Source organism: Streptomyces sp. NRRL B-3229 (assembly GCF_000719505.1).
Taxonomy (GTDB): Bacteria; Actinomycetota; Actinomycetes; order Streptomycetales; family Streptomycetaceae; genus Streptomyces; species Streptomyces griseorubiginosus.
On the sequence record NZ_JOGP01000001.1, the window covers coordinates 588239 to 612945 of the forward strand.

At 71.9% G+C, this 24707-nt stretch carries 21 protein-coding genes; 8 read left to right on the forward strand and 13 right to left on the reverse strand.

The genetic code is table 11. From position 1 onward, the window contains the following. The first annotated feature begins 13 nt into the window (after nucleotides 1–13). Nucleotides 14–826 (forward strand): PaaX family transcriptional regulator C-terminal domain-containing protein, encoded by an 813-nt coding sequence (locus IF54_RS0102565; RefSeq protein ID WP_030313982.1) that lies wholly within the window; start codon nucleotides 14–16, stop codon nucleotides 824–826. Between the two features lie 37 nt (nucleotides 827–863). On the opposite strand, the gene IF54_RS0102570 is transcribed toward IF54_RS0102565, so the two are convergent. Together IF54_RS0102570 and IF54_RS0102575 are read right to left on the reverse strand one after the other, a co-directional pair. Beyond that, nucleotides 864–3206: a bifunctional salicylyl-CoA 5-hydroxylase/oxidoreductase gene (locus IF54_RS0102570; protein WP_078851848.1), complete on the reverse strand. Its 2343-nt coding sequence runs from the start codon at nucleotides 3204–3206 to the stop codon at nucleotides 864–866. Then, nucleotides 3207–4034, reverse strand: a complete 828-nt coding sequence (locus tag IF54_RS0102575; protein WP_030313986.1) for an enoyl-CoA hydratase family protein — start codon at nucleotides 4032–4034, stop codon at nucleotides 3207–3209. It lies immediately after the preceding gene. A gap of 256 nt (nucleotides 4035–4290) precedes the next feature. Here IF54_RS0102575 and IF54_RS0102580 point away from each other — a divergent pair, with 256 nt between their 5' ends. Further along, entirely contained in the window at nucleotides 4291–4743 is a 453-nt protein-coding gene (locus IF54_RS0102580; protein WP_030313988.1) for an ATP-binding protein, read from the forward strand. 60 nt (nucleotides 4744–4803) lie between these two features. On the opposite strand, the gene argF is transcribed toward IF54_RS0102580, so the two are convergent. Both argF and IF54_RS0102590 read right to left on the reverse strand, forming a co-directional pair. Then, nucleotides 4804–5811: an ornithine carbamoyltransferase gene (gene argF / locus IF54_RS0102585; protein ID WP_030313990.1), complete on the reverse strand. Its 1008-nt coding sequence runs from the start codon at nucleotides 5809–5811 to the stop codon at nucleotides 4804–4806. Between the two features lie 93 nt (nucleotides 5812–5904). Continuing rightward, on the reverse strand, nucleotides 5905–7128 hold the full coding sequence (locus tag IF54_RS0102590) for an arginine deiminase (protein WP_030313992.1): 1224 nt from the start codon (nucleotides 7126–7128) through the stop codon (nucleotides 5905–5907). 126 nt (nucleotides 7129–7254) lie between these two features. Here IF54_RS0102590 and IF54_RS0102595 point away from each other — a divergent pair, with 126 nt between their 5' ends. Together IF54_RS0102595 and IF54_RS0102600 are read left to right on the forward strand one after the other, a co-directional pair. After that, nucleotides 7255–8259, forward strand: coding sequence for an SPFH domain-containing protein (locus tag IF54_RS0102595; RefSeq protein WP_020133902.1), 1005 nt, complete (start codon nucleotides 7255–7257; stop codon nucleotides 8257–8259). After that, nucleotides 8256–9146, forward strand: a complete 891-nt coding sequence (locus tag IF54_RS0102600) for an NAD(+)/NADH kinase (RefSeq protein WP_030313994.1) — start codon at nucleotides 8256–8258, stop codon at nucleotides 9144–9146. Before IF54_RS0102595 ends, IF54_RS0102600 begins: the two co-directional genes overlap by 4 nt. A gap of 202 nt (nucleotides 9147–9348) precedes the next feature. Here the strand turns inward: IF54_RS0102600 and IF54_RS0102605 are convergent, their stop codons facing one another. The 3 genes from IF54_RS0102605 to IF54_RS0102615 form a co-directional block, all read right to left on the reverse strand. Next, a complete protein-coding gene (locus tag IF54_RS0102605; protein ID WP_030313996.1) occupies nucleotides 9349–11892 on the reverse strand; it encodes a polynucleotide kinase-phosphatase in 2544 nt (847 codons plus the stop codon). Then, nucleotides 11889–13415 carry a 3' terminal RNA ribose 2'-O-methyltransferase Hen1 gene (locus IF54_RS0102610; protein WP_030313998.1) on the reverse strand — a complete coding sequence of 509 codons (1527 nt, stop codon included), beginning with the start codon at nucleotides 13413–13415 and terminating at the stop codon, nucleotides 11889–11891. The genes IF54_RS0102605 and IF54_RS0102610 overlap by 4 nt, the downstream gene beginning before the upstream one ends. 166 nt (nucleotides 13416–13581) lie before the next feature. Next, nucleotides 13582–14505 (reverse strand): LLM class F420-dependent oxidoreductase, encoded by a 924-nt coding sequence (locus IF54_RS0102615; RefSeq protein WP_030314000.1) that lies wholly within the window; start codon nucleotides 14503–14505, stop codon nucleotides 13582–13584. 222 nt (nucleotides 14506–14727) lie between these two features. On the opposite strand from IF54_RS0102615, the gene IF54_RS42915 reads away from it, so the two are divergent. Further along, a complete protein-coding gene (locus IF54_RS42915; RefSeq protein ID WP_199821166.1) occupies nucleotides 14728–14880 on the forward strand; it encodes a hypothetical protein in 153 nt (50 codons plus the stop codon). A 112-nt stretch (nucleotides 14881–14992) separates the two neighbouring features. Here IF54_RS42915 and IF54_RS0102625 read toward each other — a convergent pair whose 3' ends face one another. The 5 genes from IF54_RS0102625 to IF54_RS0102645 all read right to left on the reverse strand — a co-directional run bounded on the left by IF54_RS0102625 (nucleotide 14993) and on the right by IF54_RS0102645 (nucleotide 18447). Further along, nucleotides 14993–15283, reverse strand: coding sequence for a hypothetical protein (locus tag IF54_RS0102625; protein ID WP_030314001.1), 291 nt, complete (start codon nucleotides 15281–15283; stop codon nucleotides 14993–14995). Between the two features lie 417 nt (nucleotides 15284–15700). Beyond that, the gene (locus IF54_RS0102630; RefSeq protein WP_030314002.1) at nucleotides 15701–16171 is read right to left on the reverse strand and encodes a DUF6099 family protein; all 471 of its coding nucleotides are present in this window, start codon (nucleotides 16169–16171) and stop codon (nucleotides 15701–15703) included. A 207-nt stretch (nucleotides 16172–16378) separates the two neighbouring features. After that, nucleotides 16379–16705, reverse strand: coding sequence for a nucleotide pyrophosphohydrolase (locus tag IF54_RS0102635; RefSeq protein WP_030314003.1), 327 nt, complete (start codon nucleotides 16703–16705; stop codon nucleotides 16379–16381). After that, nucleotides 16702–17937, reverse strand: a complete 1236-nt coding sequence (locus IF54_RS0102640) for an ATP-binding protein (protein WP_030314004.1) — start codon at nucleotides 17935–17937, stop codon at nucleotides 16702–16704. Before IF54_RS0102640 ends, IF54_RS0102635 begins: the two co-directional genes overlap by 4 nt. A 120-nt stretch (nucleotides 17938–18057) precedes the next feature. After that, nucleotides 18058–18447, reverse strand: coding sequence for a cell division protein SepF (locus tag IF54_RS0102645; protein WP_030314005.1), 390 nt, complete (start codon nucleotides 18445–18447; stop codon nucleotides 18058–18060). A 266-nt stretch (nucleotides 18448–18713) separates the two neighbouring features. Between IF54_RS0102645 and IF54_RS0102650 the strand changes: the two genes are divergently transcribed. Continuing rightward, nucleotides 18714–20381: a hypothetical protein gene (locus tag IF54_RS0102650; RefSeq protein ID WP_030314008.1), complete on the forward strand. Its 1668-nt coding sequence runs from the start codon at nucleotides 18714–18716 to the stop codon at nucleotides 20379–20381. Here IF54_RS0102650 and IF54_RS0102655 read toward each other — a convergent pair. Next, a complete protein-coding gene (locus IF54_RS0102655; protein WP_030314014.1) occupies nucleotides 20362–20877 on the reverse strand; it encodes a YceI family protein in 516 nt (171 codons plus the stop codon). The two genes, IF54_RS0102650 and IF54_RS0102655, sit on opposite strands and share 20 nt — an antisense overlap. A gap of 83 nt (nucleotides 20878–20960) precedes the next feature. Between IF54_RS0102655 and IF54_RS0102660 the strand changes: the two genes are divergently transcribed. Together IF54_RS0102660 and IF54_RS0102665 are read left to right on the forward strand one after the other, a co-directional pair. Continuing rightward, nucleotides 20961–21443 (forward strand): MarR family winged helix-turn-helix transcriptional regulator, encoded by a 483-nt coding sequence (locus IF54_RS0102660; protein ID WP_030314016.1) that lies wholly within the window; start codon nucleotides 20961–20963, stop codon nucleotides 21441–21443. Nucleotides 21444–21501: 58 nt separating this feature from the next. Continuing rightward, nucleotides 21502–24621 (forward strand): FAD-binding and (Fe-S)-binding domain-containing protein, encoded by a 3120-nt coding sequence (locus tag IF54_RS0102665; protein WP_037819079.1) that lies wholly within the window; start codon nucleotides 21502–21504, stop codon nucleotides 24619–24621. Nucleotides 24622–24707: the final 86 nt, after the last annotated feature.

Consider the following 24707-nt stretch of genomic DNA (forward strand, 5'->3'; position numbering starts at 1 on the left):
CACACGACCTAAGATGATCAACGTGTCCGACCAGCATGCACCACGGTCTCTCATCGTCACGCTCTATGGCGCCTACGGCCGCTTCGTCCCGGGCCCCGTGCCCGTCGCCGAACTGATCCGGCTGCTCGCCGCGGTCGGCGTGGACGCCCCTTCCGTACGGTCCTCGGTGTCGCGGCTCAAGCGCCGGGGGCTGCTGCTTCCGGCCCGTACCGCACAGCGCGCGGCCGGCTACGAGCTCTCCCCGGACGCCCGGCAGCTGCTCGACGACGGCGACCGGCGCATCTACGCCGTACGGCCCCCCGAGGACGAGGGCTGGGTCCTCGCCGTGTTCTCGGTGCCGGAGTCGGAGCGGCAGAAGCGGCACGTGCTGCGCTCACGCCTGGCCGGAATCGGCTTCGGCACGGCGGCCCCCGGGGTGTGGATCGCCCCGGCGCGGCTGTACGAGGAGGCCCGGCACACCCTCCAGCGGCTGCGCCTGGAACCGTACGTCGACTTCTTCCGCGGCGAGCACCTCGGTTTCGCGGCGACCGCGGAGGCCGTCGCCCGCTGGTGGGACCTGGCCGAGATCGCCAAGGAGCACGAGGCGTTCCTGGACCGCCACGAGCGGGTGCTGCACGCCTGGGAGGAGCGGGCCGACACCCCGCCCGAGGAGGCCTATCGCGACTACCTCCTCGCCCTCGACTCCTGGCGCCACCTCCCCTACGCCGACCCCGGCCTGCCCGCCCCGCTGCTCCCGGCGGACTGGCCGGGCGAGCGGGCGGCGGCGGTCTTCCGCGGGCTGCACGAACGGCTGCGGGACGCGGGGGCCGCGTTCGCGGGGCTGTGATCCCTGCCGGCCGCACCACGGGTCCCAAGGATGTCTCTCAAGTGCCCAGGGTGAGCCGGGGCTTGGGAGCGTCCGTGCGCCCGGTCTGCGGGCGCCGGCTGCCCGCGCGGTACGGGTCGGGCCAGACGGCACCCGGGCCGTCGTAGCCCTGTTCGGCGGCCGCGTGCAGCGTCCAGTGCGGGTCGTAGAGGTGCGGGCGGGCCAGCGCGCACAGGTCCGTACGCCCGGCCAGGATCAGCGAGTTGACGTCGTCCCACGAGGAGATCGCGCCGACCGCGATCACGGGGACGCCGATCTCGTGGCGGATCCGGTCGGCGTAGGGCGTCTGGTAGGAGCGCCCGTACTCCGGTCGCTCCTCGGCCACGACCTGCCCGGTGGACACGTCGATCGCGTCGACGCCGTGCGCGGCGAAGGCGCGGGCGATCTCCACGGCGTCCTCGGCCGTGTTGCCGCCCTCGGCCCAGTCGGTGGCGGAGATCCGGACGGTCATGGGCCGTTCCCGCGGCCACACCTCCCTGACGGCGTCGAAGACCTCCAGCGGGAAGCGGAGGCGTCCGGCGAGCGAGCCGCCGTACCCGTCGGTGCGGCGGTTGGTCAGCGGGGACAGGAAGCTGGAGAGCAAGTAGCCGTGCGCGCAGTGCAGTTCGAGCAGGTCGAAGCCGGAGCGGTCGGCACGGCGGGCAGCCGCCGTGAACTGCTCGCGGATCTCGGCGAGTTGGGTGCGGGTGAGTTCGCGCGGGGTCTGGTTGCCGGCCCTGTACGGGATAGGGGACGGGCCCACGACGGGCCAGTTGCCCTCCGGCAGCGGTTCGTCGATGCCCTCCCACATCAGCTTGGTCGATCCCTTGCGACCGCTGTGGCCGAGTTGCACGCCGATCGCGGTGCCGGGCGACCGCGCGTGCACGAAGTCGGTGATCCGTTTCCAGGCCTCGGTCTGAGCGCCGTCGTAGAGGCCGGTACAGCCGGGGGTGATCCGGCCTTCGGGCGAGACGCACACCATCTCGGTCATCACCAGTCCGGCGCCGCCCAGCGCCCGGGCGCCGAGGTGGACCAGGTGGAAGTCGCCGGGCAGGCCGTCCGTGGCGGAGTACATGTCCATCGGGGACACGACGACCCGGTTGTGCAGGATCAGTCCGCGCAGCCGGAACGGGGTGAACATCGGGGGTGTACCGGGCTCGCAGCCGAACTCGCGCTCCACGGCGGCGGTGAAGCGGGCGTCGCGCAGCCGCAGGTTGTCGTGGGTGACACGGCGGCTGCGGGTGAGCAGGTTGAAGGCGAACTGGCGGGGCGGCTGGTCGAGGTACAGGGCGAGGTTCTCGAACCACTCCAGGCTGGCGAGGGCGGCCCGCTGCGTGGAGGCGACGACGGGTTTGCGCTCGGCCTCGTAGGCCGCCAACGCCCTTTCCACCGAGGGCTGTTCCTCCAGACAGGCGGCGAGGGCGAGGGCGTCCTCGACGGCGAGCTTGGTGCCGGAGCCGATGGAGAAGTGGGCGGTGTGGGCCGCGTCGCCGAGGAGGACGACATTGCCGTGGGACCAGTGCTCGTTGACCACCGTGCGGAAGGTGGTCCAGGTGGACTTGTTGGAGCGCAGGGAACGGCCGCGGAGGGCTTCCTCGAAGATCTTGGCGCAGGTCTCCGTGGACTCCTGGGGCGTGGCCTCGTCGAAGCCGGCGGCCCTCCAGACCTCCTCGCGCATCTCGATGATCACGGTGGAGGCGTCGGGCGCGTACGGGTAGCCGTGCAGCTGCATCACGCCGTACTCGGTCTCGGCGATCTCGAAACGGAAGGCGTCGAAAGGGAAGTCTGCGGCGAGCCAGATGTAGCGGCAGTGGTGCGGGGTCACATGGGGGCGGAACACATGGGCGTGGGCCCCACGTGTGGTGCTGTTGACTCCGTCGGCGGCGATGACGAGGTCGTGCGTGTCCGCGAGGCCGGGCGGGGCGGGGGTACGGAAGCGGAGGTCGACGCCGAGGGTCCGGCAGCGGTCGTGGAGGATCTCCAGGAGGCGTCTGCGGCCCAGCGCGGCGAAGCCGTGGCCGCCGGAGGTATGGCGGGTCCCTCTGTGGACGATGTCTATGTCATCCCAGCGGGTGAAGTGGTGCTGGAGGGCCTCGTAGACGCGAGGGTCCGCGTGTTCTATGCCGCCGAGGGTCTCGTCGGAGAGGACCACGCCGAAGCCGAAGGTGTCGTCGGGGGCGTTGCGTTCCCAGACGGTCACTTCTCGGGCGGGATCCAGGCGTTTCAGCAACGCGGCCGCGTACAGGCCGCCGGGGCCGCCGCCGATGATCGCTACTCGTAGGGGGTGGCCTCGCTTGTTCGGCGGCTGCGGGTGCGTGGGGGCTGGTCGCGCAGTTCCCCGCGCCCCCGAACGTGGGGACACTTACCGCCCCTTCCACTTGGGAGGGCGCTTCTCCTTGAAAGCCGAGTGGAACTCCGCGTAGTCCTCGCCGTTCATCAGGAGGGCCTGGGTTGATGCGTCCAGTTCCACCGAAGCCGCCAGCGGCATGTCCAGCTCGGCTGTGAGCAGGGCCTTCGTCTGGGCGTACGCCAGTGCCGGGCCCTCGGCCAGGCGGCGGGCCAGCGTCTGCGCGGCCTCTTCGGCCCGGCCCTCCTCCGTCAGTTCGCTGATCAGGCCGATGCGCTCGGCCTCCGGTGCCCGGACGGGCTCACCCAGCATCAGGAGCCGGGTCGCGTGTCCCAGCCCGACCACTCTGGGCAGCAGATAGGCCGCGCCCATGTCGCCGCCGGACAGGCCGACCCTGGTGAACAGGAACGCGAACCGGGCGGTCGGGTCGGCCACCCGGAAGTCGGCGGCCAGCGCCAGGACGGCCCCCGCGCCCGCCGCCACGCCGTGCACCGCCGCGATCACCGGGAACGGGCACTCCCGCACGGCCCGCACCACCTGGCCGGTCATCCGGTTGAAGTCGAGGAGCTGGGCGGTGTCCATGGCGAGGGTGGCGCCGATGATCTCGTCGACATCGCCGCCGGAGCAGAAGCCGCGGCCCTCACCTGCCAGGACCAGCGCCCGGACGGACCGCTCGCGGGCCAGTTCGGCGAGGAGATCGCGCAGGTCGGCGTAGGCGCCGAAGGTGAGCGCGTTGAGTTTCTCGGGGCGGGCGAGGGTGACCGTGGCGACCCCGTCCGCCAGCTCGACGCGCAGGTGCCGCCAGTCGGGGGTGCGGGCGGCGGAACCGGTGAAGGGACTCATGACGTGCGGCCTCCTCGGACGGTGGCGCGGACACGTGTCGAAGTTATCACTTATTCGTGACTGTCGTCACGAGGGCAATATAGAGATGTCACCGCTCGTGCATAGAGCGGTAACAGTGGGATCGGTCGCGCGAGGCAAGCCGTTGCTACGGGTAAGCCGCCTGCCGACGGGGCCGAAGGTCCCGTACGGTGCCCGCCGGACGACCCTGCTCGCGGCGCCGTACCATTCATACGGTTGAAAGCAGGACAGCCTGCTCATGAACGGACCCGCCTTGCAAGATCGCCCCTCCGCCTCCGCCTCCTGGCGCATCGCGCTGCCGCATTCCGCCGCTGCCGTGCCCGTGGCGCGCGCCCTGGTCCGCACCGCGCTGACCGAGCTGGAGCACGGGGCGGACTGCGACACCGCGGAGCTGCTGACGGCCGAGCTGGTGGCGAACGCCGTGGAGCACACGGCCGGGGACACGCCCATAGAGCTCGTGGTCGAGCTGCTGCCCACGGGCTGCCAGGTGGAGGTGCACGACCCGGACCCGGCCCCGCCGGGCCATCTGACCCAGCCGGACGTCAGGGACCCGGACCCCTGGCAGGAACACGGCCGCGGCCTGCTGCTGATCAGGGCGCTCAGCTCGTCCTGCGGCCACCGCCCGACCGAGACCGGCAAGGCGGTGTGGTTCCGGCTGGCGGTGGTGCCCCATCAGTGGAACCCGCTGTGACCGAGCCCGCCCAGGGGTGACCGCGCGACCGGCCACCGGCCACCGGCCCCACCGGCCGGCCTAGGCCAGGGTCGCCACCAGGACCGCCTTGATCGTGTGCAGACGGTTCTCCGCCTCGTCGAAGACCACCGAGTGCGCCGACTCGAAGACCTCGTCCGTGACCTCCAGGGACTCCAGGCCGTGGGTCTCGAAGATCTCCTGGCCCACCTTCGTGCCGAGGTCGTGGAAGGCCGGGAGGCAGTGCAGGAACTTCACGTCCGCGTTCCCCGTGGCCCGCAGCACCTCCATGGTCACCGCGTAGGGCGCGAGCGCGGAGATCCGCTCGTTCCAGACCTCCTTGGGCTCCCCCATGGACACCCAGACGTCGGTGGCCACGAAGTCCGCCCCGAGGACGCCCTCCTCCAGCGACTCGGTGAGGGTGATCCGCGCCCCGCTGTCCACGGCGAGCGCGCGGGCCCGGTCGACGACGTCCTGCGCGGGCCAGTAGGTCTTGGGAGCGACGATCCGCACGTCCATGCCGAGCAGCGCGCCGGTGACCAGGTAGGAGTTGCCCATGTTGAACCGCGCGTCACCGAGGTAGGCGAAAGCGATCTCCCGCACCGGCTTGGCGGTGTGCTCGGTCATGGTCAGCACGTCGGCCAGCATCTGCGTGGGGTGCCAGTCGTCGGTGAGCCCGTTGTACACCGGCACCCCGGCGTACGCGGCGAGCTCCTCGACCTTCCGCTGGCTGTCCCCGCGGTACTCGATGCCGTCGTACATACGACCGAGCACGCGCGCGGTGTCCCGCACGGACTCCTTGTGCCCGATCTGCGAGCCGGACGGGTCCAGGTACGTCGTGGACGCACCCTGGTCCGCGGCGGCGACCTCGAACGCGCACCGCGTGCGCGTGGAGGTCTTCTCGAAGATGAGCGCGATGTTCTTCCCGCTCAGTCGGCGCGTCTCGGTCCCGGCCTTCTTGGCGGCCTTCAGCTCGGCGGCCAGCGCGACCAGACCGAGGAACTCCTCGGCCGTGAAGTCGAGCTCCTTGAGGAAGTGGCGCCCGGCGAGGGCGGTGGGGACGGTCGCCATGGGGACGCTCCGAGGGACGAGAACAGGACTCTGGAAGTCTATACGATATTCAGCATTTCTATACAGTGAGCCCTTCCGTGCAGTGGGGCCCCCTTACACGGCCGCCCTCTCCACGGGGCAGCTCATGCAGCGCGGCCCGCCCCTGCCCCGGCCCAGCTCGCTGCCCGGGATCTCGATCACCTCGATGCCCTGTTTGCGCAGGTGGGTGTTGGTGGTGGCGTTGCGCTCGTAGGCGATGACGACGCCCGGCTCCACGGCAAGGACGTTGCAGCCGTCGTCCCACTGCTCGCGCTCGGCGGCGTGCACGTCCTGGGTGGCGGTCAGGACCCGGATCGCGTCCAGGCCGAGCGCGGCGGCGATCGCGCGGTGCATGTGCTCCGGCGGGTGGTCGGTGACCTTGAGCTCCTTGTCGCCGGCGCCCGGTTCGATGGTGTACGAGCGCAGCATGCCGAGGCCCGCGTACTGGGTGAAGGTGTCGCCGTCGACCATCGTCATCACGGTGTCGAGGTGCATGAAGGCCCGCCGCTTCGGCATGTCGAGGGCCACGATGGTCTGCGCGGAGCCCTCCGCGAAGAGCTTGTGCGCGAGCATCTCGACGGCCTGGGGCGTGGTCCGCTCGCTCATCCCGATGAGGACGGCGCCGTTGCCGATGACCAGGACGTCCCCGCCCTCGATGGTGGACGGGTAGTCGGCCTGCCCCTCGGACCAGAGGTGGAAGGTCTCGTCGCGGAAGAGCGGGTGGTGGCGGTAGATCGCCTCGAAGTGGACCGTCTCGCGCTGCCGGGCGGGCCACTTCATGGCGTTGACGGAGACGCCGTCGTAGATCCAGGCCGAGGTGTCGCGGGTGAACAGGTGGTTGGGCAGCGGGGCGAGGAGGAAGTCGTCGAGGTCCATGACGTGAAAGCGCACGGAGGTCGGCTCCGCGTGGGTCTCCAGGAACTCCCGCTTGGTCATGCCGCCGACCAGCGCCTCCGCCAGCTCCGTGGCGGGCAGGGTCTCGAAGGCGGCACGGAGGTGGTCGGTGGCGAGCGGGCCGTACTCCTTCTCGTCGAAGACACGGTCGAGGACGAGGGCGCGGGCTGCCGGGGCCTCCAGGGCCTCGGTGAGCAGGTCACCGAAGAGGTGCACGGCGACCCCGCGGTCGCGCAGCACATCGGCGAACCCGTCGTGCTCGGCGCGCGCCCGGCGCACCCACAGCACGTCGTCGAAGAGCAGCTGGTCCTTGTTGCTGGGGGTGAGCCTTTTGAGCTCGAGATCCGGCCGGTGCAGGATGACGCGGCTGAGCCGCCCGGCCTCGGAGTCGACATGGAATCCCATGCCTCCATCCTGACCAACGGGGAGCCTGTTGACCCCTCCATTCGCACGGATTTCCTCTTGTCGTCCCCTTGACGATAAACGACCGCCTCGCTTATCGTCGTACAGACGAAAAGAGGGAGAGACCTGATGGCCGACATCACCCGGCGCTTCGGCTGGCGCCACCTGCGTGGCGCACCCACGGCGCACATCCGGCACCACCGCGGCGGCAAGCTGCTGCACGACGGCCCCGGACTCAGCTTCTGGTTCCGCGCACTGACCGCCGCGCTCTCCGAAGTGCCGGTCGACGACCGCGAGTTGGCCATGACCTTCCACGCCCGTACATCCGACTTCCAGGACGTGGCCGTGCAGGCGACGGTGACCTACCGGATCGGCGACCCGGCCCTCGCCGCCGCCCGCCTGGACTTCTCGATCGACCCCGACACCGGGGTGTGGCGGGGCGCGCCCCTGGAGCAGCTGGGCACCCTGCTCACGGAGACGGCCCAGCAGCACGCGCTGGACGTCCTGACGAGGACATCCCTGTCCGCCGCGCTCGTGGACGGCGTGTCCGCGGTGCGCGAGCGGATCCGGGCGGGTCTGGACGCCGAACCCCGGCTGCCGGCCACCGGCATCGAGGTGGTCGCCGTCCGCGTGATGGCGGTGCGCCCCGAGCCGGAGGTGGAGCGGGCGCTGCGCACCCCGGCCCGTGAGCAGATCCAGCAGGAGGCGGACCGGGCGACCTACGAACGGCGTGCCGTGGCCGTCGAGCGGGAGCGCGCCATCGCCGAGAACGAACTCGCCAGCCAGATCGAACTGGCGCGCAGGGAAGAACAGTTGGTTGAGCAGCGCGGCACCAACGCACGCCGGGAGGCGGAGGAGCACGCGGCCGCGGACGCGGTACGGGCGGAGGCGGAGGCGGCCCGTTCGGTACGGCTCGCCCGCGCGGAGGCCGAAGGGGTGCGCACGGTCGGTGACGCCAAGGCACAGGCACAGGCCGCCTGGTTGCAGGTGCACGGGGACGTCGACGTCGCCACCCTGCACGCCCTCACCGGGACCCGGCTCGCGGAGAACCTGCCGCACATCGACAGCGTGACGATCTCGCCGGACGTGCTGACGGGGCTGCTCGCGAGGCTGGGCGCGCGGGAGCCGGAGTGAGTCTCGCCCCGCGGGCCGTGCTGGTCCATCGCACCACGGAGTACGAGGAGTTGGTGGCCCACCACGGCACACACGGACAGGCGGCCTTCTTCCTGTCCTCCCGGGGCCGGGACATCCGCGAGGTCGCCGAGCGTCACGAGCGGGTCCGGCAGGCGCTCGCCGACGTGACGTCCGCGATCCCGCTGACGTGGCGTCAGGCACGGGTCGAGCGCGCCGACCTGGACCGCTTCCTGTTCGCCCCCGAGGACGTCGTCGTCGTGGTCGGGCAGGACGGACTGGTGGCCAATGTGGCCAAGTACCTCTCCGGGCAACCGGTGCTGGGCATCGACACCGATCCCGGCCGTAACCCCGGGGTCCTGGTACGGCACCGCCCGCGGGACACGGCCGGACTGCTCGCGGTGGCCGGCCGGAGCGTCGACGAGCTGACGATGGTCGAGGCCGTCGCCGACGACACCCAGCGGCTCGTCGCGCTGAACGAGATCTACCTGGGCGCCGGCGGTCATCAGACCGCCCGATACCGCCTGGGCCTGGAGGGCGACGGGGGTGTCGTCGAGGCCCAGGCTTCCTCCGGGGTGCTGGTGGGGACGGGGACGGGGGCCACGGGCTGGCTCCGGTCGGTGTGGCAGGAGCGGGGCGCCCGCCTGCGACTGCCGGAGCCGACGGAGAACCGCCTGGTGTGGTTCGTGCGCGAGGCCTGGCCGTCCCCGGCCACCGGCACCTCGCTGACCGCCGGCGAACTCGCGGCCCGCGCCCGTCTCCGCCTCACCGTCGAGTCCGAACGGCTGATCGCCTTCGGGGACGGGATGGAGGGGGACGCGCTGGAGCTGACCTGGGGGCAGACGGTGGAGGTAGGGGTCTGCGCCGAGCGGCTGCGGTTGGTGGGGTGAGTGGCCTACGGGCACCCACCCCACCGGCCCGCGGCTCGGTGAGTGCTCGATCGGTCGTTCACCCCACAGCCCCGCGGATCGGTGACTGACCGACCGGCCGCCCACCCCACCGCCCCGCGGATCGGTGAGCGACCGCCCGGCCGCCCGCCCCACCGGACCCAGGCTCGGTGAGAGACCGTCGCTCACCCCACGGGGCTCCGGCTCACAGCCGCGGGTCGACCGGTTCCGACTCCAGGGCCAGCACCCCGAACACCGCCTCGTGCACCCGCCACAGCGGCTCGCCCTCCGCCAGTCGGTCCAGCGCCTCCAGGCCGAGGGCGTACTCGCGGATCGCGAGGGAGCGCTTGTGGTTCAGGAACCTCTTGCGCAGCCGCTCCAGGTTCTCCGGGCGGGTGTACTCGGGGCCGTAGATGATCCTCAGGTACTCCCGGCCCCGGCACTTGATGCCGGGCTGGACCAGGCGGCCCTCGGTGCTGCGGACCACCGCGCCGAGCGGCTTGACGACCATGCCCTCGCCGCCCCGGCCGGTCATCTCCAGCCACCAGTCGACGCCCGCCCGCACCGACTCCGGGTCACCGGTGTCGACGTAGAGGCGGCGGGTGGTCTGGAGCAGCCCGGTCGGGTCGTGCTCCACCAGCCGGTCCAACAGGGCCAGTTGCTCGTCGTGCGGCAGCCCGGCCAGACTGCGGCCCTGGACCGCGAGGATCTGGAACGGTGCCAGGCGGACGCCGTCCAGGCCGTCGGTGGTCCAGCAGTAGCGGCGGTACGCATCGGTGAACGCCCCTGCCGCGTCCGCTCGTTCACGCTGACGGGCGAGCAGGTCCGACACCTCCACGCCCCGGTCCGCCGCCCCCTTCAGCGCGGCCAGCACCCCCGGGAACACCGCACCGGACGCGGCACCGACGGCCGCGTACTGCGAGCGCAGCAGCCCCGCGGCCTTCAGCGACCACGGCATCAGCTCGGCGTCCAACAGCAGCCAGTCCGTGTCGAGTTCGGACCACAGGCCGGCCTCGCCGATCGCCGCCCGCAGCCGGTCCAGGACCTCCTCCGTCACCGACCCGTCGTCGAAGAACGGCCGTCCGGTCCGGGTGTAGAGGGAGCCGGTCGGGCCGTCCACGCCGAAGCGCCTGCGGGCCGCGTCCGCGTCCCGGCAGACCAGGGCCACCGCCCGCGAGCCCATGTGCTTCTCCTCGCACACGACCCGCTCGACCCCGTCCTCGGCGTACTGCGCGAACGCCTCCGCCGGGTGCTCGAGGTAGCCCTCTTCACGGCTGGTGGCCGTCGGGGCCATGGTCGGCGGGAGGTACGGCAGCAGCCGCGGGTCCACCGCGAAACGGCTCATGACCTCCAGGGCGGCCGCCGCGTTCTCCTCCCGGACGGCGACCCGGCCCTGGTGCCGGGTCTCGACGGCCCTGCGGCCGTGCACGTCGGCGAGGTCGAGCGGCCGGCCGTCCTGACCGCCGGGCGCCTCCGACTTGAGGGGCTTGACCGGCTCGTACCAGACCTGCTGCGCCGGTACGTCGACCAGCTCGCGCTCCGGCCAGCGCAGCGCGGTGAGCTTGCCGCCGAAGACGGCACCGGTGTCCAGGCAGATCGTGTTGTTGAGCCAGGTCGCCTCCGGGACGGGGGTGTGGCCGTAGACCACGGCCGCCCGGCCGCGGTAGTCCTCCGCCCACGGATAGCGCACCGGCAGCCCGAACTCGTCGGTCTCGCCGGTGGTCTCGCCGTACAGTGCGTGCGAGCGCACCCGTCCGGAGGTGCGGCCGTGGTACTTCTCCGGCAGACCGGCGTGGCAGACCACCAGACGGCCGCCGTCCAGGACGTAGTGGCTGACGAGCCCGTCGATGAACTCCCGTACCTCGGCCCGGAACTCGTCGGAGACGGTCTCCATCTGCTCGATGGTCTCCGCGAGGCCGTGGGTGTGCTGGACCTTGCGGCCCTTGAGGTAACGCCCGTACTTGTTCTCGTGGTTGCCCGGCACACACAGCGCGTTGCCCGACTTGACCATCGACATCACGCGGCGCAGCACCCCGGGGCTGTCCGGGCCGCGGTCGACGAGGTCACCGACGAAGACCGCGGTACGGCCCTCGGGGTGGACGCCGTCGGTGTAGCCCAACTTGCCCAGCAGGGTCTCCAGTTCGGCGGCGCAGCCGTGGATGTCGCCGACGATGTCGAAGGGGCCGGTGAGGTGGGTCAGGTCGTTGAAGCGCTTCTCGGTGACGACGGTGGCGTTCTCGATGTCCGCCACCCCGCGCAGGACGTGCACCTTGCGGAAGCCCTCGCGCTCCAAGTGACGGATGGAGCGCCGCAGTTCGCGGATGTGCCGCTTGATGACCCGGACCGGCATGTCGGCCCGGTCGGTGCGGCCCGCGTTCCGCTCGGCGCACACCTCCTCGGGGACGTCCAGGACGATGGCGATGGGCAGCACGTCGTACTGCTTGGCCAGGTCGATCAGCTGGCGTCGGGAGTCCGACTGCACGCTGGTCGCGTCGACGACCGTACGGCGGCCGGCCGCCAGGCGCTTGCCGGCGATGTAGTGGAGGACGTCGAAGGCGTCCTTGGTGGCGCCCTGGTCGTTCTCGTCGTCGGAGACCAGGCCCCGGCAGAAGTCGGAGGAGATCACCTCGGTCGGCTTGAAGTGCCGCCGGGCGAAGGTGGACTTGCCGGAGCCGGAGGCGCCCACGAGGACCACGAGGGAGAGGTCGGTGACGGGGAGAGTGCGCCCCGTGCGCTGGGTCTCGGTCATGCCGCCTTCGCCTCCTTCTCGTTGCTGTTCTCGTTGCTGTTCTCGTTGCTGTTCTCGTTCCTGACAGCGGTGCTCGGCGTAGCTGTGCTCAGTTCGAAGACGGCCATCTGCGTGGGCGGTCCGACCTCGGGGTCGTCAGGGCCCACGGGCCGGAACTCCACCTCGTAGCCGTGGCGTTCGGCCACCGAGGTCGCCCAGGCCCGGAACTCCTCGCGGGTCCACTCGAAGCGGTGGTCGCCGTGGCGGACATGGCCGGCCGGGAGCGACTCCCAGCGGACGTTGTACTCGACGTTCGGGGTCGTCACCAGGACGGTCCGGGGGCGGGCCGCGCCGAAGACCGCGTACTCCAGGGCGGGCAGCCTCGGCAGGTCGAGGTGCTCGACCACCTCGCTGAGCACGGCGGCGTCGTACCCCTGGAGCCGCTTGTCGGTGTAGGCGAGCGAGCCCTGGAGGAGCTGGACGCGGGAGGCCATCCGCTCGCCCATGCGGTCCAGCTTGAGCCGCCGGGAGGCGATGGTCAGAGCCCGCACGGACACGTCGACGCCGACGATCTCGGTGAACCTCGGGTCCTTGAGCAGCGCCTGCACCAACTGGCCCTGTCCGCAGCCGAGATCGAGCACCCTGGCCGCCCCCGCGGCGCGCAGCGCGTCCAGGATGGCCTCGCGGCGCTGCACGGCGAGCGGGGTGGGCTTCTCCTCGGTCTCGGTGTCCGCCTCGACGGCGTTGTCGATGTCCTCGACCTCGCTGTCGTCGGCCTCGGCGAGCCGCACCAGCTCCAGGCGCTCCATCGCCTCACGCGTCAGCGACCAGCGGCGGGAGAGGTAGCGGCTGGTGATCAGCTTCTGCTCGGGGTGTGCGGGCAGCCAGCCCTCACCGGCGCGGAGCAGCTTGTCGACCTCGTCGGGGGCCACCCAGTAGTGCTTGGCGTCGTCGAGGACCGGGAGCAGGACGTACAGGTGGCGCAGCGCCTCGGCGACGGTGAGCTCCGCGGACTCCAGTTCGAGCCGGACGTAGCGCGAGTCGCCCCACTCCGGGAACTCGGCGTCCAGCGCGACCGGTTCGACGGTCACGGTCCAGCCGAGCGGCTCGAACAGCCGCTGGACGAGCGCCGGGCCGCCGCGCGCCGGGAGTGCGGGGACCTCGATGCGCAACGGCCGTGCCTGCGCGGGCAGTTCGGGCCGGGCGACGCACACCCCGCGCATCGCGCTGGAGAACACCGCGCTCAGGGCCACCGCGAGCAGCGAGGAGGCCGCGTACGGGCGGTCGTTGACGTACTGCGCGAGGGCCGCGTCGGGGGCGCCGCCGCGTCCCTTGCCCTTGCCGCGCCTGACCAGCGCCACCGTGTCGACCTCCAGGAGCAGCGCGGCCGTGCAGCGCTGATCGTCCGCCTCGGGGTAGAGGACGTGCGCCCTGCCGTAGGAGGTGGAGAACGCCTGCGCCTTCTCGGGATGCTTGTGCAGCAGGTAGCCGAGGTCGGTGGCGGGGCGCTCGGGAGTGCCGGTGGTGGTGAGGGTCAGGAACATGGTGAGGGCCTTTCCGGCCGGTGGACGGTACAGGGTGCCGTGCGCGCGAGAGCCCCCAGGAAAGGTGATCCTGGGGGCTCGGCAGGACGACGTCCTCAGCTTCGCACAGGGGCTGTGACCAGCGCCTTCGATTTACGGCAGCGGCGACTGGACCTGTCTGGACCTGTTACGTCAGCTGCGACTGGACCTGGGCGGAGATCAGCTCCAGGTGGTCAAGGTCGTCGAGGTCGAGGACCTGGAGGTAGACGCGGCGGGAGCCGACGGCGGCGTAGCGGCCGATCTTGTCGACGACCTCGGCTGGAGTGCCGGCCAGGCCGTTCTCCTTGAGCTCGTCGACCTCGCGGCCGATCGCCGCGGCACGGCGGGCGACCTCCTGGTCGTCCTTGCCGACGCAGACGACGAGGGCGTTGGAGAAGGTGATCGCGTCGGCCGCGCGGCCCGCCTCCTGGGCGGCGGCGCGGACCCGGCCGAACTGCTTCTCGCTGTCCTCGACCGAGCCGAACGGCAGGTTGAACTCGTCGGCGTAGCGGGCGGCGAGCCGCGGGGTCCGCTTGGCGCCGTGGCCGCCGATCAGCACGGGGATCCTGTCCTGGGCGGGCTTGGGCAGCGCAGGCGACTTCGTGAGGTCGTAGTGCTCGCCGTGGAAGTCGAAGGTGTCGCCGGGCCCGGTGGCCCACAGGCCGGTGACGATCTCCAGCTGCTCCTCCAGGCGCGCGAACTTCTCCTTCGGGAACGGGATGCCGTACGCCTGGTGCTCCTCCTCGAACCAGCCCGCGCCCAGGCCCAGTTCGACACGGCCGCCGGACATCTGGTCGACCTGGGCGACCTGGATGGCGAGGACGCCGGGCAGCCGGAAGGTGGCGGCGGTCATCAGGGTGCCGAGGCGGATGCGCTTGGTCTCGCGCGCGAGACCGGCGAGGGTGATCCAGGCGTCGGTGGGGCCGGGGAGGCCGTCCCCGTCGCCCATCTTGAGGTAGTGGTCCGAACGGAAGAAGGCGTCGAAGCCCAGATCCTCGGTGGCCTTCGCGACGGTCAGGAGGGTGTCGTAGCTCGCGCCCTGCTGGGGCTCGGTGAAGATGCGCAGATCCATGTCTCCATCCTGCACGCAGGGGTGCGCTGTGGCCTCACCGGTCCCTGTGACCTCCGCCGTGCCGCCGTCCCCGGTCGGGTGAAAATCCGTCCACGGGGTGCGCGAGGGCTGACTGTGCCAGTGACCGGGCTCTTTGGTGATCGTTGGCTCGGGCGGAACCGGCTTGTCGTCGCCGGTGCGCCATCCGTTACCCGCGTGGGTTTTTGGGCCGAGGAGGCCGTCATGTCCGAAGGAACCGTGCCGCTGACTGCGGGGGCTGGGCAGCCGAAGGGGTTGTTGCAGCAGATGGAGGAGTTGATGGCGGCACTGAACGCGGATTTGTCCGACCTAAAGATCGAAGCGGGTTTTCCACCCGAGGAATCACAGGACGTCTGACCTGGGGCGACGTCAATTCACTGTCGCTAATCGGGCATGATCACGGCCCGCCAGCCTGCCAGGTAAACACAGGCGGACAGGCCGTAGCGCCCACGATTCACAGAAGCCCAGCTCAATCCCGCCAGGGCAGGATCTGCCGGGTCAGGGCGCGATCGTGCAGCCGGGCGCGCAGTTCCGGCGGCCACGTCTCCACGGCGGCCCGGTCGGCCTCGGTCAGGCCGTCGGGCAGCAGGGTGTCGGACAGAGTGCGTTCGGGCCGGTCGGCCGCCGGGTCGCGTTCGGCCGACCGGAGCGGCCGGTACTCGGCCGTCAGGTGCTGGGCCTCGCCCGGCTCGGCCGACGCCGGGTCGCGCTTGATCTCCCGCAGCCGCCGCTTTGTCTCCCTGCGCCGGTCAGCCTTCATCGTCGTCCTCCAGGTCTGCGAACTCGTCCTCGAAACCAGTTGATCCAGCACACGGTCAGCGCTGTCCCGAGTGCGCCAGCTCTGGGGCGTGGACGGCTCGGGGGCCGACGGACCCGGCGGCAGGGCGAGCTGCGGCCGGGGAGCCTCGGGGCGCGGTGCGCCGGGGTCTTCCCCGTCCAGCGACCGCAGGTGCCACCCGGCCAGCTCCAGGGCGAAGCTGGTCGGGGTTCTGGGCGGGGGGTCGGTGAGGAGGAGGCCGGCTGAGGTCTGTCTTCGGGTGCGGGTGGTTGGGGGCTGGTCGCGCAGTTCCCCGCGCCCCTGAAAGCAGGTGGGTACAGCTGGGCAGGGTTCGACTGCACCCACTCAGGGGCGCGGGCAACTGCGCGAACAACCCCCACCGGCCCGCGGCCGAAGAACTCACCCCGCCTCCCGTTCAGTCAGTCCCTCCCCCCGGTCCGCCAGTCTTCGCAGCATCTGGAGGACCCGGTCCCGGGACTCGTCCGCCGCGTCGATCGCCTCCATGCACTGCCAGTACGTCGTCTCGTCGTCCGCCGCGCACGCGAGGCCGACCAGGGCGATGCCGACCTCGCCGAGGAGGCCCCCGAGGTACTGGAGGGCCTGGCGGGCGTCGCCGAGGTCGGTGAGCTGGGCGGCCCGCAGCTCCGCGAGGGCGATGTCGGGGCGGTCCAGGACCCCGCAGCCGCGCCCCGCGAGCTCGGTCAACCCGAGTGCCTCGCCTCGGAGTTCGGGCGGTCCGGCGACCGCGAGGCGACTCCCTATGGCCTGGGCCAGGGCCTGCGCCTGCCACACCTCGGCCATGACCTGAGGCGGCTCACCGCCACCGGCCAGGGCACGCCTGCTCGTCACGATGAGCCGCACCGCGTCCATCGGCTGCCCCCGTCTGTCGCGACGTACCCCCGGCACGTCCGCCCGAACTCCCTTGTTCACTACCCAGAGTGAGGTCGCTCGGAACGAAAAGCCAGAGGTAGGCGGAAATCTGTGGACAACGAATCGATTTCGGCACAGCTTTTCATCACGGAGAGTGAAAGGGGAGTGGACCGCTCCTCGGGGGCGGGTTCGTCAGGGCCGCGCTCCTCACGGCGCGGGAAAGCGCCGTTCGTTCCGGTCGATCTTCGCGGAGAGCGCGGCCAACGGGTCGACGCCGAGCACCTCGCACAGCTGGAGCAGATATGCGAGCACGTCGGCGATCTCGTCCGTGACGCGGTGCGCGGTGCCGGGGTCGTCCATGACCCGCGCGGACTCCTCCGGCGTCAACCACTGGAAGATCTCGACCAGTTCGGAGGCCTCCACGCTGAGCGCGGCGACGAGGTTCTTGGGCGTGTGGTACGGCTGCCAGGCGCGGGCGGCCGCGAACTCGGCCAGTCTGCGCTGGAGCTTCGCCACGTCGAGAGGTTCGGTCACGGCTCCAGGTGTACCACTGTGACGCCGTCCGTCCCGGCGGCCCACGAGGCGTCGCTCACCGCGCCGACCAGCCGGATGTGTCCGCGCTCGCACATCCGCAGGGCCAGCCGTAGCAGTTCGGCCCGCTGCCGTGGATCCAGTCCGCGGTCGAGGTTGTCGGCGAGCACGGTGAGCGTCTGCATGGCCGCCGGCACCTCGCCGGCCGGGTCGACCTCCAGCACACCGGGTCCGGTGAGCAGGACGAGCGCGAGGGCCAGGTACCTCAACTCGCCGTCGCCCAGCCGCCCGAGCTCCGTACGGCCGCCGTCCCCGCGGTCGAGCAGCGCCCGCACCGCCCCGGTGAGCAGGGGCTCGGCGAGGACGTCGGCGACGGGTCCCGCGCATCCGGCCCGCACCGCGGCGACGAGTTGGGCGTGCCGCCGGGAGCATTCCGAGCGCGTGCGCCACAGGACGTCGGCGAGGTTGTCGCAGCCGCCGAGCAGCCGTCCGGAGCCGGTCGGCACGGGCAGGCGCATGCGTCCGGGGCGCGGGTCGCAGCCGAAGACGGAGCGCAGGGCGACGACCATCTGCTCGGCGGCCGCGAGGACGTGCCGCTGCCCGTCCGTCTTGCCGGCCACCCGCAGCGGCAGCAGGGCGGTGCCGAGGCGGTCGTCCGGGAGCGGGGCGCGGGTGACCGGGGCGGTCCCGGCGGTGTGCCAGGCGGCCTGGACGGCGCGGCGGGCGGGGTCGCGCAGGGCGGTCTCCAGGAGGACGAGCCCGCCGGAGCTCAACCGCTCCCCCACGATGCGCAGTTGGGGCTCGGCCTGGACGGCGACGTCGAGGCGGACCGGTCCCTCGGGGCCGTCCGCGGTGCAGCCGATCCGGAAGCCGCGGCGGTGCTGGGCGTCGGGGCGTGCCCGGTCGGGGACGCAGGCGCCGGGGTCGGGGAAGACCTCGACGAGGCTCGCGCCGCCGCCGAGCCTCGCGAGTGCCTCGTAGGCCCGGAGCGCAGCGGTCTTGCCGCTTCCGCTGGGGCCGGCGAACAGGGTCAGCGGCCCGATCGGCAGGACGACGCGGCGGTGCACGGCGTACGCGGAGAGCCGGAGTTCGGTGAGACACGGCCGGTCGGGGCGGTGCTCACCGCTGCGCGACGACTCCGCGAGCGGGGAGGGCGACTCACCGCCGTGCGACGACTCCGCGAGCGGGGAGGCCGACTGGGCCGGGACGACGGAGGAGGTGGGGGACACACGCATATCCGGACCGTAGGACTCCGCCCACGGGGGAACCGTTCCTCCCCGACGGCCTTCCTACGATCGGGCGAACGGCCCCGCCGGCTTCACACCGCGGCCACCCGCCCGGAAGCGCCCCGGCCGTCAGACCCCCGGCACCCCCGCCTGCTCCATCAACCCCGTCACCTCGGTCCCCGCCGGCGTCAGCAGGAACACGTTGCGGTCCACCCGGTGCATCCCGCTGGCCAGGCCGAACACGACCCCGGTGCTGAAGTCGAGGACCCGTTTGGCGACCTCCGTCTCCGCGCCGGTGAGGTCGAGGAGGACGGGGATGCCCGCCATGAGCGTCTCGGCGACCTCACGGGCGTCCGCGAAGACGTTGATCCGCAGGACGACGAACCGGCGCCGGGCCTCGGTAGGGGCCTCCGGCACCGTCCGGTGGTCGATCGCGGACGGCCACGCGTCCCGCCCTCGCAACGGAACGACCTGGGCGAGCCCCTCCCACTGTTCATCGGTGACGTCGTACCTGTTCACCGGCTGCCCCCGCTCCGACTCGCCTTCATTGCCTGCACCAGCCAATTCTTACGCCAAGTCACCCGTTCGGCCCAACAACGACACGGTCCGCGACCGCCTCGGCAGCCCCACGCGCCCCCGCTCATCGTGACGAAAGGGTCTTACCCGCCTCACACCGGACTCTTGGCCTCCTGCCCCACCCCCCTCACCGGCCCCGATTAGCGTCCGATGCCGTGTTCCTGGCAGATACTCAGCTGTCGGCACCCGACCGGGCCACCCGGCCCGCGGTGTCCGCCGAGCCTGAACCCCCCACGCAATGGCATCGCGTCCTGACCCTGCTCGCGGACGTCAGCCTCCTCATCGGCACCCGTGAGGTGTGGACCCAGGCGGCCACCCACCGGATCGCCCTGGCCGCGGTCATCTCGCTCTGCTATGCCTCGATCCTCGCGTGCGGCGCGCTGGCCCTGGTGGTGCGCGGCCGGCGGTCCCTGGCCCGCGTGGACCTGTGCGTCCTGGTGACCGGCCTGACGCTCGCCCTGTGCACGTTCGCGCTGTTCCACCGCGGCTCCGACGAGTCCGTCCTCACCACCCAGGCCGCGCACGACCTGGCCGCCGGGCACGGGATCTACGGCCGTCCCTGGCCCTGGCTCTTCGGCGGCAAGGGCATCGCCCTCACCCCGACGGTCACGGGCGGCTACGACTACACGTACGGCTATCCCCCGCTCGCCCCGCTGCTCACCGCTCCCCTGCTCTGGCTCGGGCACGGCAGTCTGCCGGCCATCGCGATGAGCACGGGCGCGCTGCTCGTCGGCACGGTCGTGCTGTGGTGGCTGCTGCCGACGCCCTGGCGCTCGGCGGCGACCATGGCGTGCCTCGGCTTCTCGATGATCGAGATGTACGGCCGGCTCGGCTATCCCGCGATCCTGGCGCTGGCCCTGATGGTCCCGGTGGTGGTGCGCTGGCCCCGGATCGGGCGGGGCGGGCGGCTGGGCCCCGCCGGGGTGACGCAGGCGGCCTGTCTGGGAGCGGCGTGCGCGGCGCAGCAGTTGCCGTGGTTCCTCGCGCCGTTCCTGCTGGCCGGGATCTACGCCGTGCGGCGCGGGGAGCTCGGGGCGCGGGCGGCGGGCCTGGTGGTGCTGCGGCTCGCCGGGGTCGCCGCCGCCGTATGGCTGCTGATCGACGCGTACTTCGTGGTGACCCAGCCGGTCGCGTGGCTGAAGGGGATCGCGCTGCCGCTGATCCAGGGCGCGGTGCTGCACGGCCAGGGCCTGGTGGGCGTCTCGCTGTATCTCACGAACGGCAGCGACCGGCTGGACTGGTACGGGTACGCCAGTGTGCTGCTGCTCGCCGGCATGTTGACGCTGTCGGTGCTGTTCGTGCGCCGGCTCGGCCCTGCGGCGACCGTGCTGCCGTGGCTGGCGTTCTGGCTGGCGACGCGTTCGCAGGACGGCTACTACCTGATGATGACCCCGCTGTGGCTGGCGGCGGCGGTGACCGCGCCCGCGACGGAGTTCGCGGGGGCCTGGCAACCGTTCGCCCGGCGGCTGGGCGGGGCGGACCGGCGTCGCGCGCGGGTCGTCGCGGCCGTGCTGCTGGCCCCGGCGCTGGCGAGCGCGGCCCTGGCGGTCACCGGCTCACCGCCCCTGCGCCTGGAGCTCGCCGGGGTCCGGCACGACACCCGGGCGCTCTCCCGGCTGACCCTCCGGGTGACCAACACGGACGACGAGGCGCTCACGCCCCACTTCACCCTGACCCGTGGCCAGGGCATGTACCCGTACTTCACGGTGGTGCGGGGGCCGGCCACGCTGCCCGCCCACGCCACGGCCGTCTACGAACTGCGGCCGCCGGACGGGACGTACGCGCTGCCGCACAAGCACCAGCAGGTCCGGCTGCGCGTGTTCACCTCGTCGCCGCAGACGCTGTCGAGCGCCTACCTCACGCTGCCGACCGCTTGAAGCGGAGCGTGGCGTCGACCGTGGTCAGGCCGCGGATCATGCCCAGCTGGTTCCAGCCGAGGCCGAACTGGTCGCGGTCGACGGTGAACTCGGCGTCGACCGTGACCGCGTCGGCGCTTGCGTCGCTGATCCGGCCGGTGAAGGACTGCGGGCGGCTGATGCCCCGGACGGTCAGCTGGCCCACCACGTGCACCTGGTCGCCGTCGCGCAGTTCGGCGCTGCGCACCGCGAAGGTGATCTCGGGGTGGTTCGCGACATCGAAGAAGTCGGCACCGCGCAGGTGCTCGTCGCGCTTGGCGTTCTTGGTGTCGAGGGAGGCCGCGTCGAGGGTCACGGTGCCGACGGCGGACCCGTCGGCCCGCACCTCGCCCTGACCGTCCACGGTGGCGAAGGCGCCCTTGACCGTGACCAGGCCCCACATCGTCTTGTGCTTCAGGGCGACGGTGGTGGCGGTCCGGTCGAGCTGCCAGGTTCCGGTTTCGACGGCGACGGACATGGTTCCTCACTCAGGTAGTCCAAATTTGGATGACGCCACGCTAGCGGATTATTCAAATTTGGACAACGGGTAGAATCGAAGCCATGGCCGACCACTCCGACTGTCCCTCCGCCGCAGGTGACGGACTCCTGCCCGCCGAGCTGCACGCCTGGATGCTGATGCTGGCCGCGACCGGCGCCGTGGAGCAGGAGCTGCGGGGCGTGGTCAAGGAACGGCTGGACGTCTCGCACGACGAGTTCCTGGTCCTGTGCCTGCTCGCCACGGGCCCCCGGGAGGGCCTGCGCATGACCCGGATCGCCGAGCTGCTGGGCCGCCCCAAGACCCGCCTCACCTACCAGATCGCCTGTCTCCAGCACGCCGGACTCGTCACCCGCAAATCGGTCTGCGGCGACAAGCGGGGCGTCGAGGTGGCGCTCACCGAGAAGGCGCGGAACCTCATCGAGCAGGCGTCCGGCACCCTCGCCGAGACGGTCAAGGCGGCCCTGGCCCGGTTCATGGGCCCCGACCAGCGCGAGGCGCTGTGCGCCCTGATGCCGGAGCTCGCCGAGGAGGCGGCGCCGGAGTAGTCAGCGGTGCGGTTGCGGGTACCCGGCCGGTGCCCGCGCCCGACCGAAGGAGGGGTTCATGGCGACCTCCGACCTGCCCGTTCCCGTCGTACGACGGCCCGACGCGCCCCCTCCGGACCCCGCCGCCCTGGAGCGCGCGCTGCGCGAGCGGGTCGACGGCGAGGTCCGCTTCGACGCCGGGAGCCGGGCCGCCTACTCGACCGATGCCTCGAACTTCCGCCAGACCCCGATCGGCGTGGTCGTGCCCCGTACCCCGGAGGCGGCGGCGGAGGCGCTGGCCGTGGCCCGCGAGCACGACGCGCCGGTGCTGTCCCGGGGCGGCGGGACCAGCCTGGCCGGACAGTGCACCAACACGGCCGTGGTGATCGACTGGTCGAAGTACTGCGACCGCGTGGAGTCCGTGGACGAGGAGGCCCGCACCTGTGTCGTCCAGCCGGGCATCGTCCTCGACGAACTCAACCGGCAACTCGCCCCGACCGGGCTGCGGTTCGGCCCCGAGCCGGCCACCCACGCCAACTGCACCATCGGCGGCATGATCGGCAACAACTCCTGCGGAGCCACCGCGCAGGCGTACGGCAAGGTCGTCGACAACATCGCCCGCCTGGAGGTGCAGCTGTACGACGGCACCCGGTTCTGGTGCGGTCGTACCAGCGACGAGGAGTACGCGGAGATCGAACGGCAGGGAGATCTACGGGCCACCGTGTACCGGCGGTTGCGGGCCCTGCGCGACACCTACGGCGAGGAGATCCGCGCCCGCTTCCCGGACATCCCGCGCCGGGTCTCCGGTTACAACCTCGACTCCCTGCTGCCGGAACACGGCTTCGACGTCGCCGGGTTGCTGGTGGGCAGCGAGTCCACCCTCGTCACGGTGCTGCGCGCGGAGCTGAAGCTGGTGCCGGTCGTCAGGGAACGCACCCTGGTGGTCCTCGGGTTCCCCGACATCGAGTCGGCCGCCGACGCCGTCCCGGCCATCCTGCCGTACGAGCCGATCGCGCTGGAGGGCCTCGACGCCCGGCTGATCGAGGACGAGCGGATCAAGCGCCTCAACCCCAAGGCGCGCGCCGAACTACCCGACGGCAACGCCTACTTGATGGTGCAGTTCGGCGGAGAAACCCACCAGGAGGCCGACGAGAACGCCCACCGCATGCTCGACGGCCTGCACCACTCCGAGCACGACCCCGACATCGCGTTCCTCGACGACCCTTCCCACGAGCAGGAGTTGTGGCAGGTCCGCGAGGCCGGACTCGGCGCCACCGCGCACATCCCGGGCCGCCCCGACACTTTCGAGGGCTGGGAGGACTCCGCGGTCCCGCCCGCACGGCTCGGCGACTATCTGCGCCGACTGCAAGCCCTGTACGACGAGTTCGGCTACCTCAGCGACACCGGGCCCAGTCTCTACGGCCACTTCGGCCACGGCTGCGTGCACACCCGGATCCCCTTCGACCTGTACTCCGCCGACGGGGTGGCCACCTACCGGCGCTTCATGGAGCGGGCCGCCGACCTGGTCGTCGAGTTCGGCGGCTCCCTGTCCGGGGAGCACGGCGACGGACAGAGCCGCGGCGAGCTGCTGCCCCGCATGTTCGGGAACCGACTCGTCACCGCCTTCGGCGAGTTGAAGGGCGTCTTCGACCCGCTGGACCGGATGAACCCCGGCAAGGTGGTGGCGCCGTACCGGCTGGACGAGAACCTGCGGCTCGGCGGCGACTGGGCCCCCTACGACCCCCGCGAGCTGCACTTCCGCTTCCCGCACGACGGCGGGTCCTTCGCCGAGGCCGCCAACCGCTGTGTCGGGGTGGGGAAGTGCCGTCAGCACACCACCGACGGCGGCGCGGTGATGTGCCCTTCCTACCAGGTCACCCACGAGGAGGAGCACTCCACGCGCGGACGGGCCCGGCTGCTGTTCGAGATGCTCGACGGACACGGCGACAGCCCGATCCGGGACGGCTGGCGCTCCGAGGCCGTCCGGGACGCCCTCGACCTGTGTCTCGCCTGCAAGGGCTGCAAGAAGGACTGCCCGGCGGACGTCGACATGGCCACCTACAAGGCGGAGTTCCTCTCCCACCACTACGAGGGCCGCTGGTGGCGCAGGCCCCGCGCGCACCTGTCGATGGGCTGGCTGCCCGCGGTGGCGCAGCTCGTCGGACGCGCCCGACTCGGGCCGCTCGTCAACGCGTTGACCCACACCCCGCCGCTGTCGAGGGCGGCTGTGGCGCTCGCCGGTGTCGAGAACCGCGAGGTGCCACTGTTCGCCGGGGAGACCCTCCAGCAGTGGTTCGCCCGGCACGAGCCCTACGGGGACGGGGCGCGCGGCAGCGTCCTGCTGTGGCCGGACACCTTCACCAACCACTTCCACCCGCACATCGGGCGGGCGGCCGTGACCCTCATGGAGCACGCGGGCTGGCGGGTGATCCTTCCCGAGGAGCCGCTGTGCTGCGGCCTGACCTGGATCTCGACCGGCCAACTGGCGACCGCGGAGAAGGTGTTGAGCCGGACCGTGCGCACGCTCGCCGAACACGTGCGGGCGGGCGGCCTGGTGGTCGGCCTGGAGCCCAGCTGCACGGCGGTGTTCCGCTCGGACGCGCCCGAGATGTTCCCCGGCGACCACGACGTACGGCGGCTGCGCGACCGGACGGTGACGCTCGCCGAACTGCTCACCGAGCACTCCCCCGGCTACGAGCCCCCGCGCGTCCCCGACCGCTCCGCGAAGGCCCTCGCCCAGGTCCACTGCCACCAGCACGCGGTCCTGGACTGGCAGGCCGACCGGGAGCTCCTGCGGCGCGCCGGCGTCGACGCCGAGCAGCTGGACTCCGGCTGCTGCGGCCTCGCCGGCAACTTCGGCTTCGAACCGGGCCACCTGGAGGTCAGCGAGGCCTGTGCGGAGCGGGTACTCCTCCCCCGCCTGCGGGAGGAGCCCCCGGAGACAGTGGTCCTGGCCGACGGCTTCAGCTGCCGCACCCAGATCCACGAGTTCGACAGCGGCGGCCACGAGGCGGTCCACCTCGCGGAAGTCCTGGCGAGCGCGATCCCGGGAGCCCCGGGCAGCGCGTACGGCGTGGCCCCGGGAGCGAGGCCGACACCACCGAGCCGGAGGGCGAGGGCACTGACTTTGGCCGGAGCGGGCTTGGCAGGCCTGGCGGCGGCGGGCACGGCAGCCAGGTTGCTGCGCAAGCAACAGTGAGCGGAGTTGGTTGGAGGCGCGGGGCTGTGCCGAATTTGCGGCTACCGCCGCGCGGGCGCGACCAGCCACAACGAACCCGCAGCCGC

What these genes read in the sequence shown, in the direction of transcription:
- IF54_RS0102640 (WP_030314004.1), bottom strand. Translation starts at nt 17,937, where the DNA reads ATGCGTGTGTCCCCCACCTCCTCCGTCGTCCCGGCCCAGTCGGCCTCC.
- IF54_RS42915 (WP_199821166.1), top strand. Translation starts at nt 14,728, where the DNA reads ATGTCCGAAGGAACCGTGCCGCTGACTGCGGGGGCTGGGCAGCCGAAG.
- IF54_RS0102630 (WP_030314002.1), bottom strand. Translation starts at nt 16,171, where the DNA reads ATGGACGCGGTGCGGCTCATCGTGACGAGCAGGCGTGCCCTGGCCGGT.
- IF54_RS0102660 (WP_030314016.1), top strand. Translation starts at nt 20,961, where the DNA reads ATGGCCGACCACTCCGACTGTCCCTCCGCCGCAGGTGACGGACTCCTG.
- IF54_RS0102625 (WP_030314001.1), bottom strand. Translation starts at nt 15,283, where the DNA reads ATGAAGGCTGACCGGCGCAGGGAGACAAAGCGGCGGCTGCGGGAGATC.
- IF54_RS0102615 (WP_030314000.1), bottom strand. Translation starts at nt 14,505, where the DNA reads ATGGATCTGCGCATCTTCACCGAGCCCCAGCAGGGCGCGAGCTACGAC.
- IF54_RS0102595 (WP_020133902.1), top strand. Translation starts at nt 7,255, where the DNA reads ATGGCCGACATCACCCGGCGCTTCGGCTGGCGCCACCTGCGTGGCGCA.
- argF (WP_030313990.1), bottom strand. Translation starts at nt 5,811, where the DNA reads ATGGCGACCGTCCCCACCGCCCTCGCCGGGCGCCACTTCCTCAAGGAG.
- IF54_RS0102590 (WP_030313992.1), bottom strand. Translation starts at nt 7,128, where the DNA reads ATGGGATTCCATGTCGACTCCGAGGCCGGGCGGCTCAGCCGCGTCATC.
- IF54_RS0102610 (WP_030313998.1), bottom strand. Translation starts at nt 13,415, where the DNA reads ATGTTCCTGACCCTCACCACCACCGGCACTCCCGAGCGCCCCGCCACC.
- IF54_RS0102605 (WP_030313996.1), bottom strand. Translation starts at nt 11,892, where the DNA reads ATGACCGAGACCCAGCGCACGGGGCGCACTCTCCCCGTCACCGACCTC.
- IF54_RS0102655 (WP_030314014.1), bottom strand. Translation starts at nt 20,877, where the DNA reads ATGTCCGTCGCCGTCGAAACCGGAACCTGGCAGCTCGACCGGACCGCC.
- IF54_RS0102575 (WP_030313986.1), bottom strand. Translation starts at nt 4,034, where the DNA reads ATGAGTCCCTTCACCGGTTCCGCCGCCCGCACCCCCGACTGGCGGCAC.
- IF54_RS0102565 (WP_030313982.1), top strand. Translation starts at nt 14, where the DNA reads ATGATCAACGTGTCCGACCAGCATGCACCACGGTCTCTCATCGTCACG.
- IF54_RS0102665 (WP_037819079.1), top strand. Translation starts at nt 21,502, where the DNA reads ATGGCGACCTCCGACCTGCCCGTTCCCGTCGTACGACGGCCCGACGCG.
- IF54_RS0102580 (WP_030313988.1), top strand. Translation starts at nt 4,291, where the DNA reads ATGAACGGACCCGCCTTGCAAGATCGCCCCTCCGCCTCCGCCTCCTGG.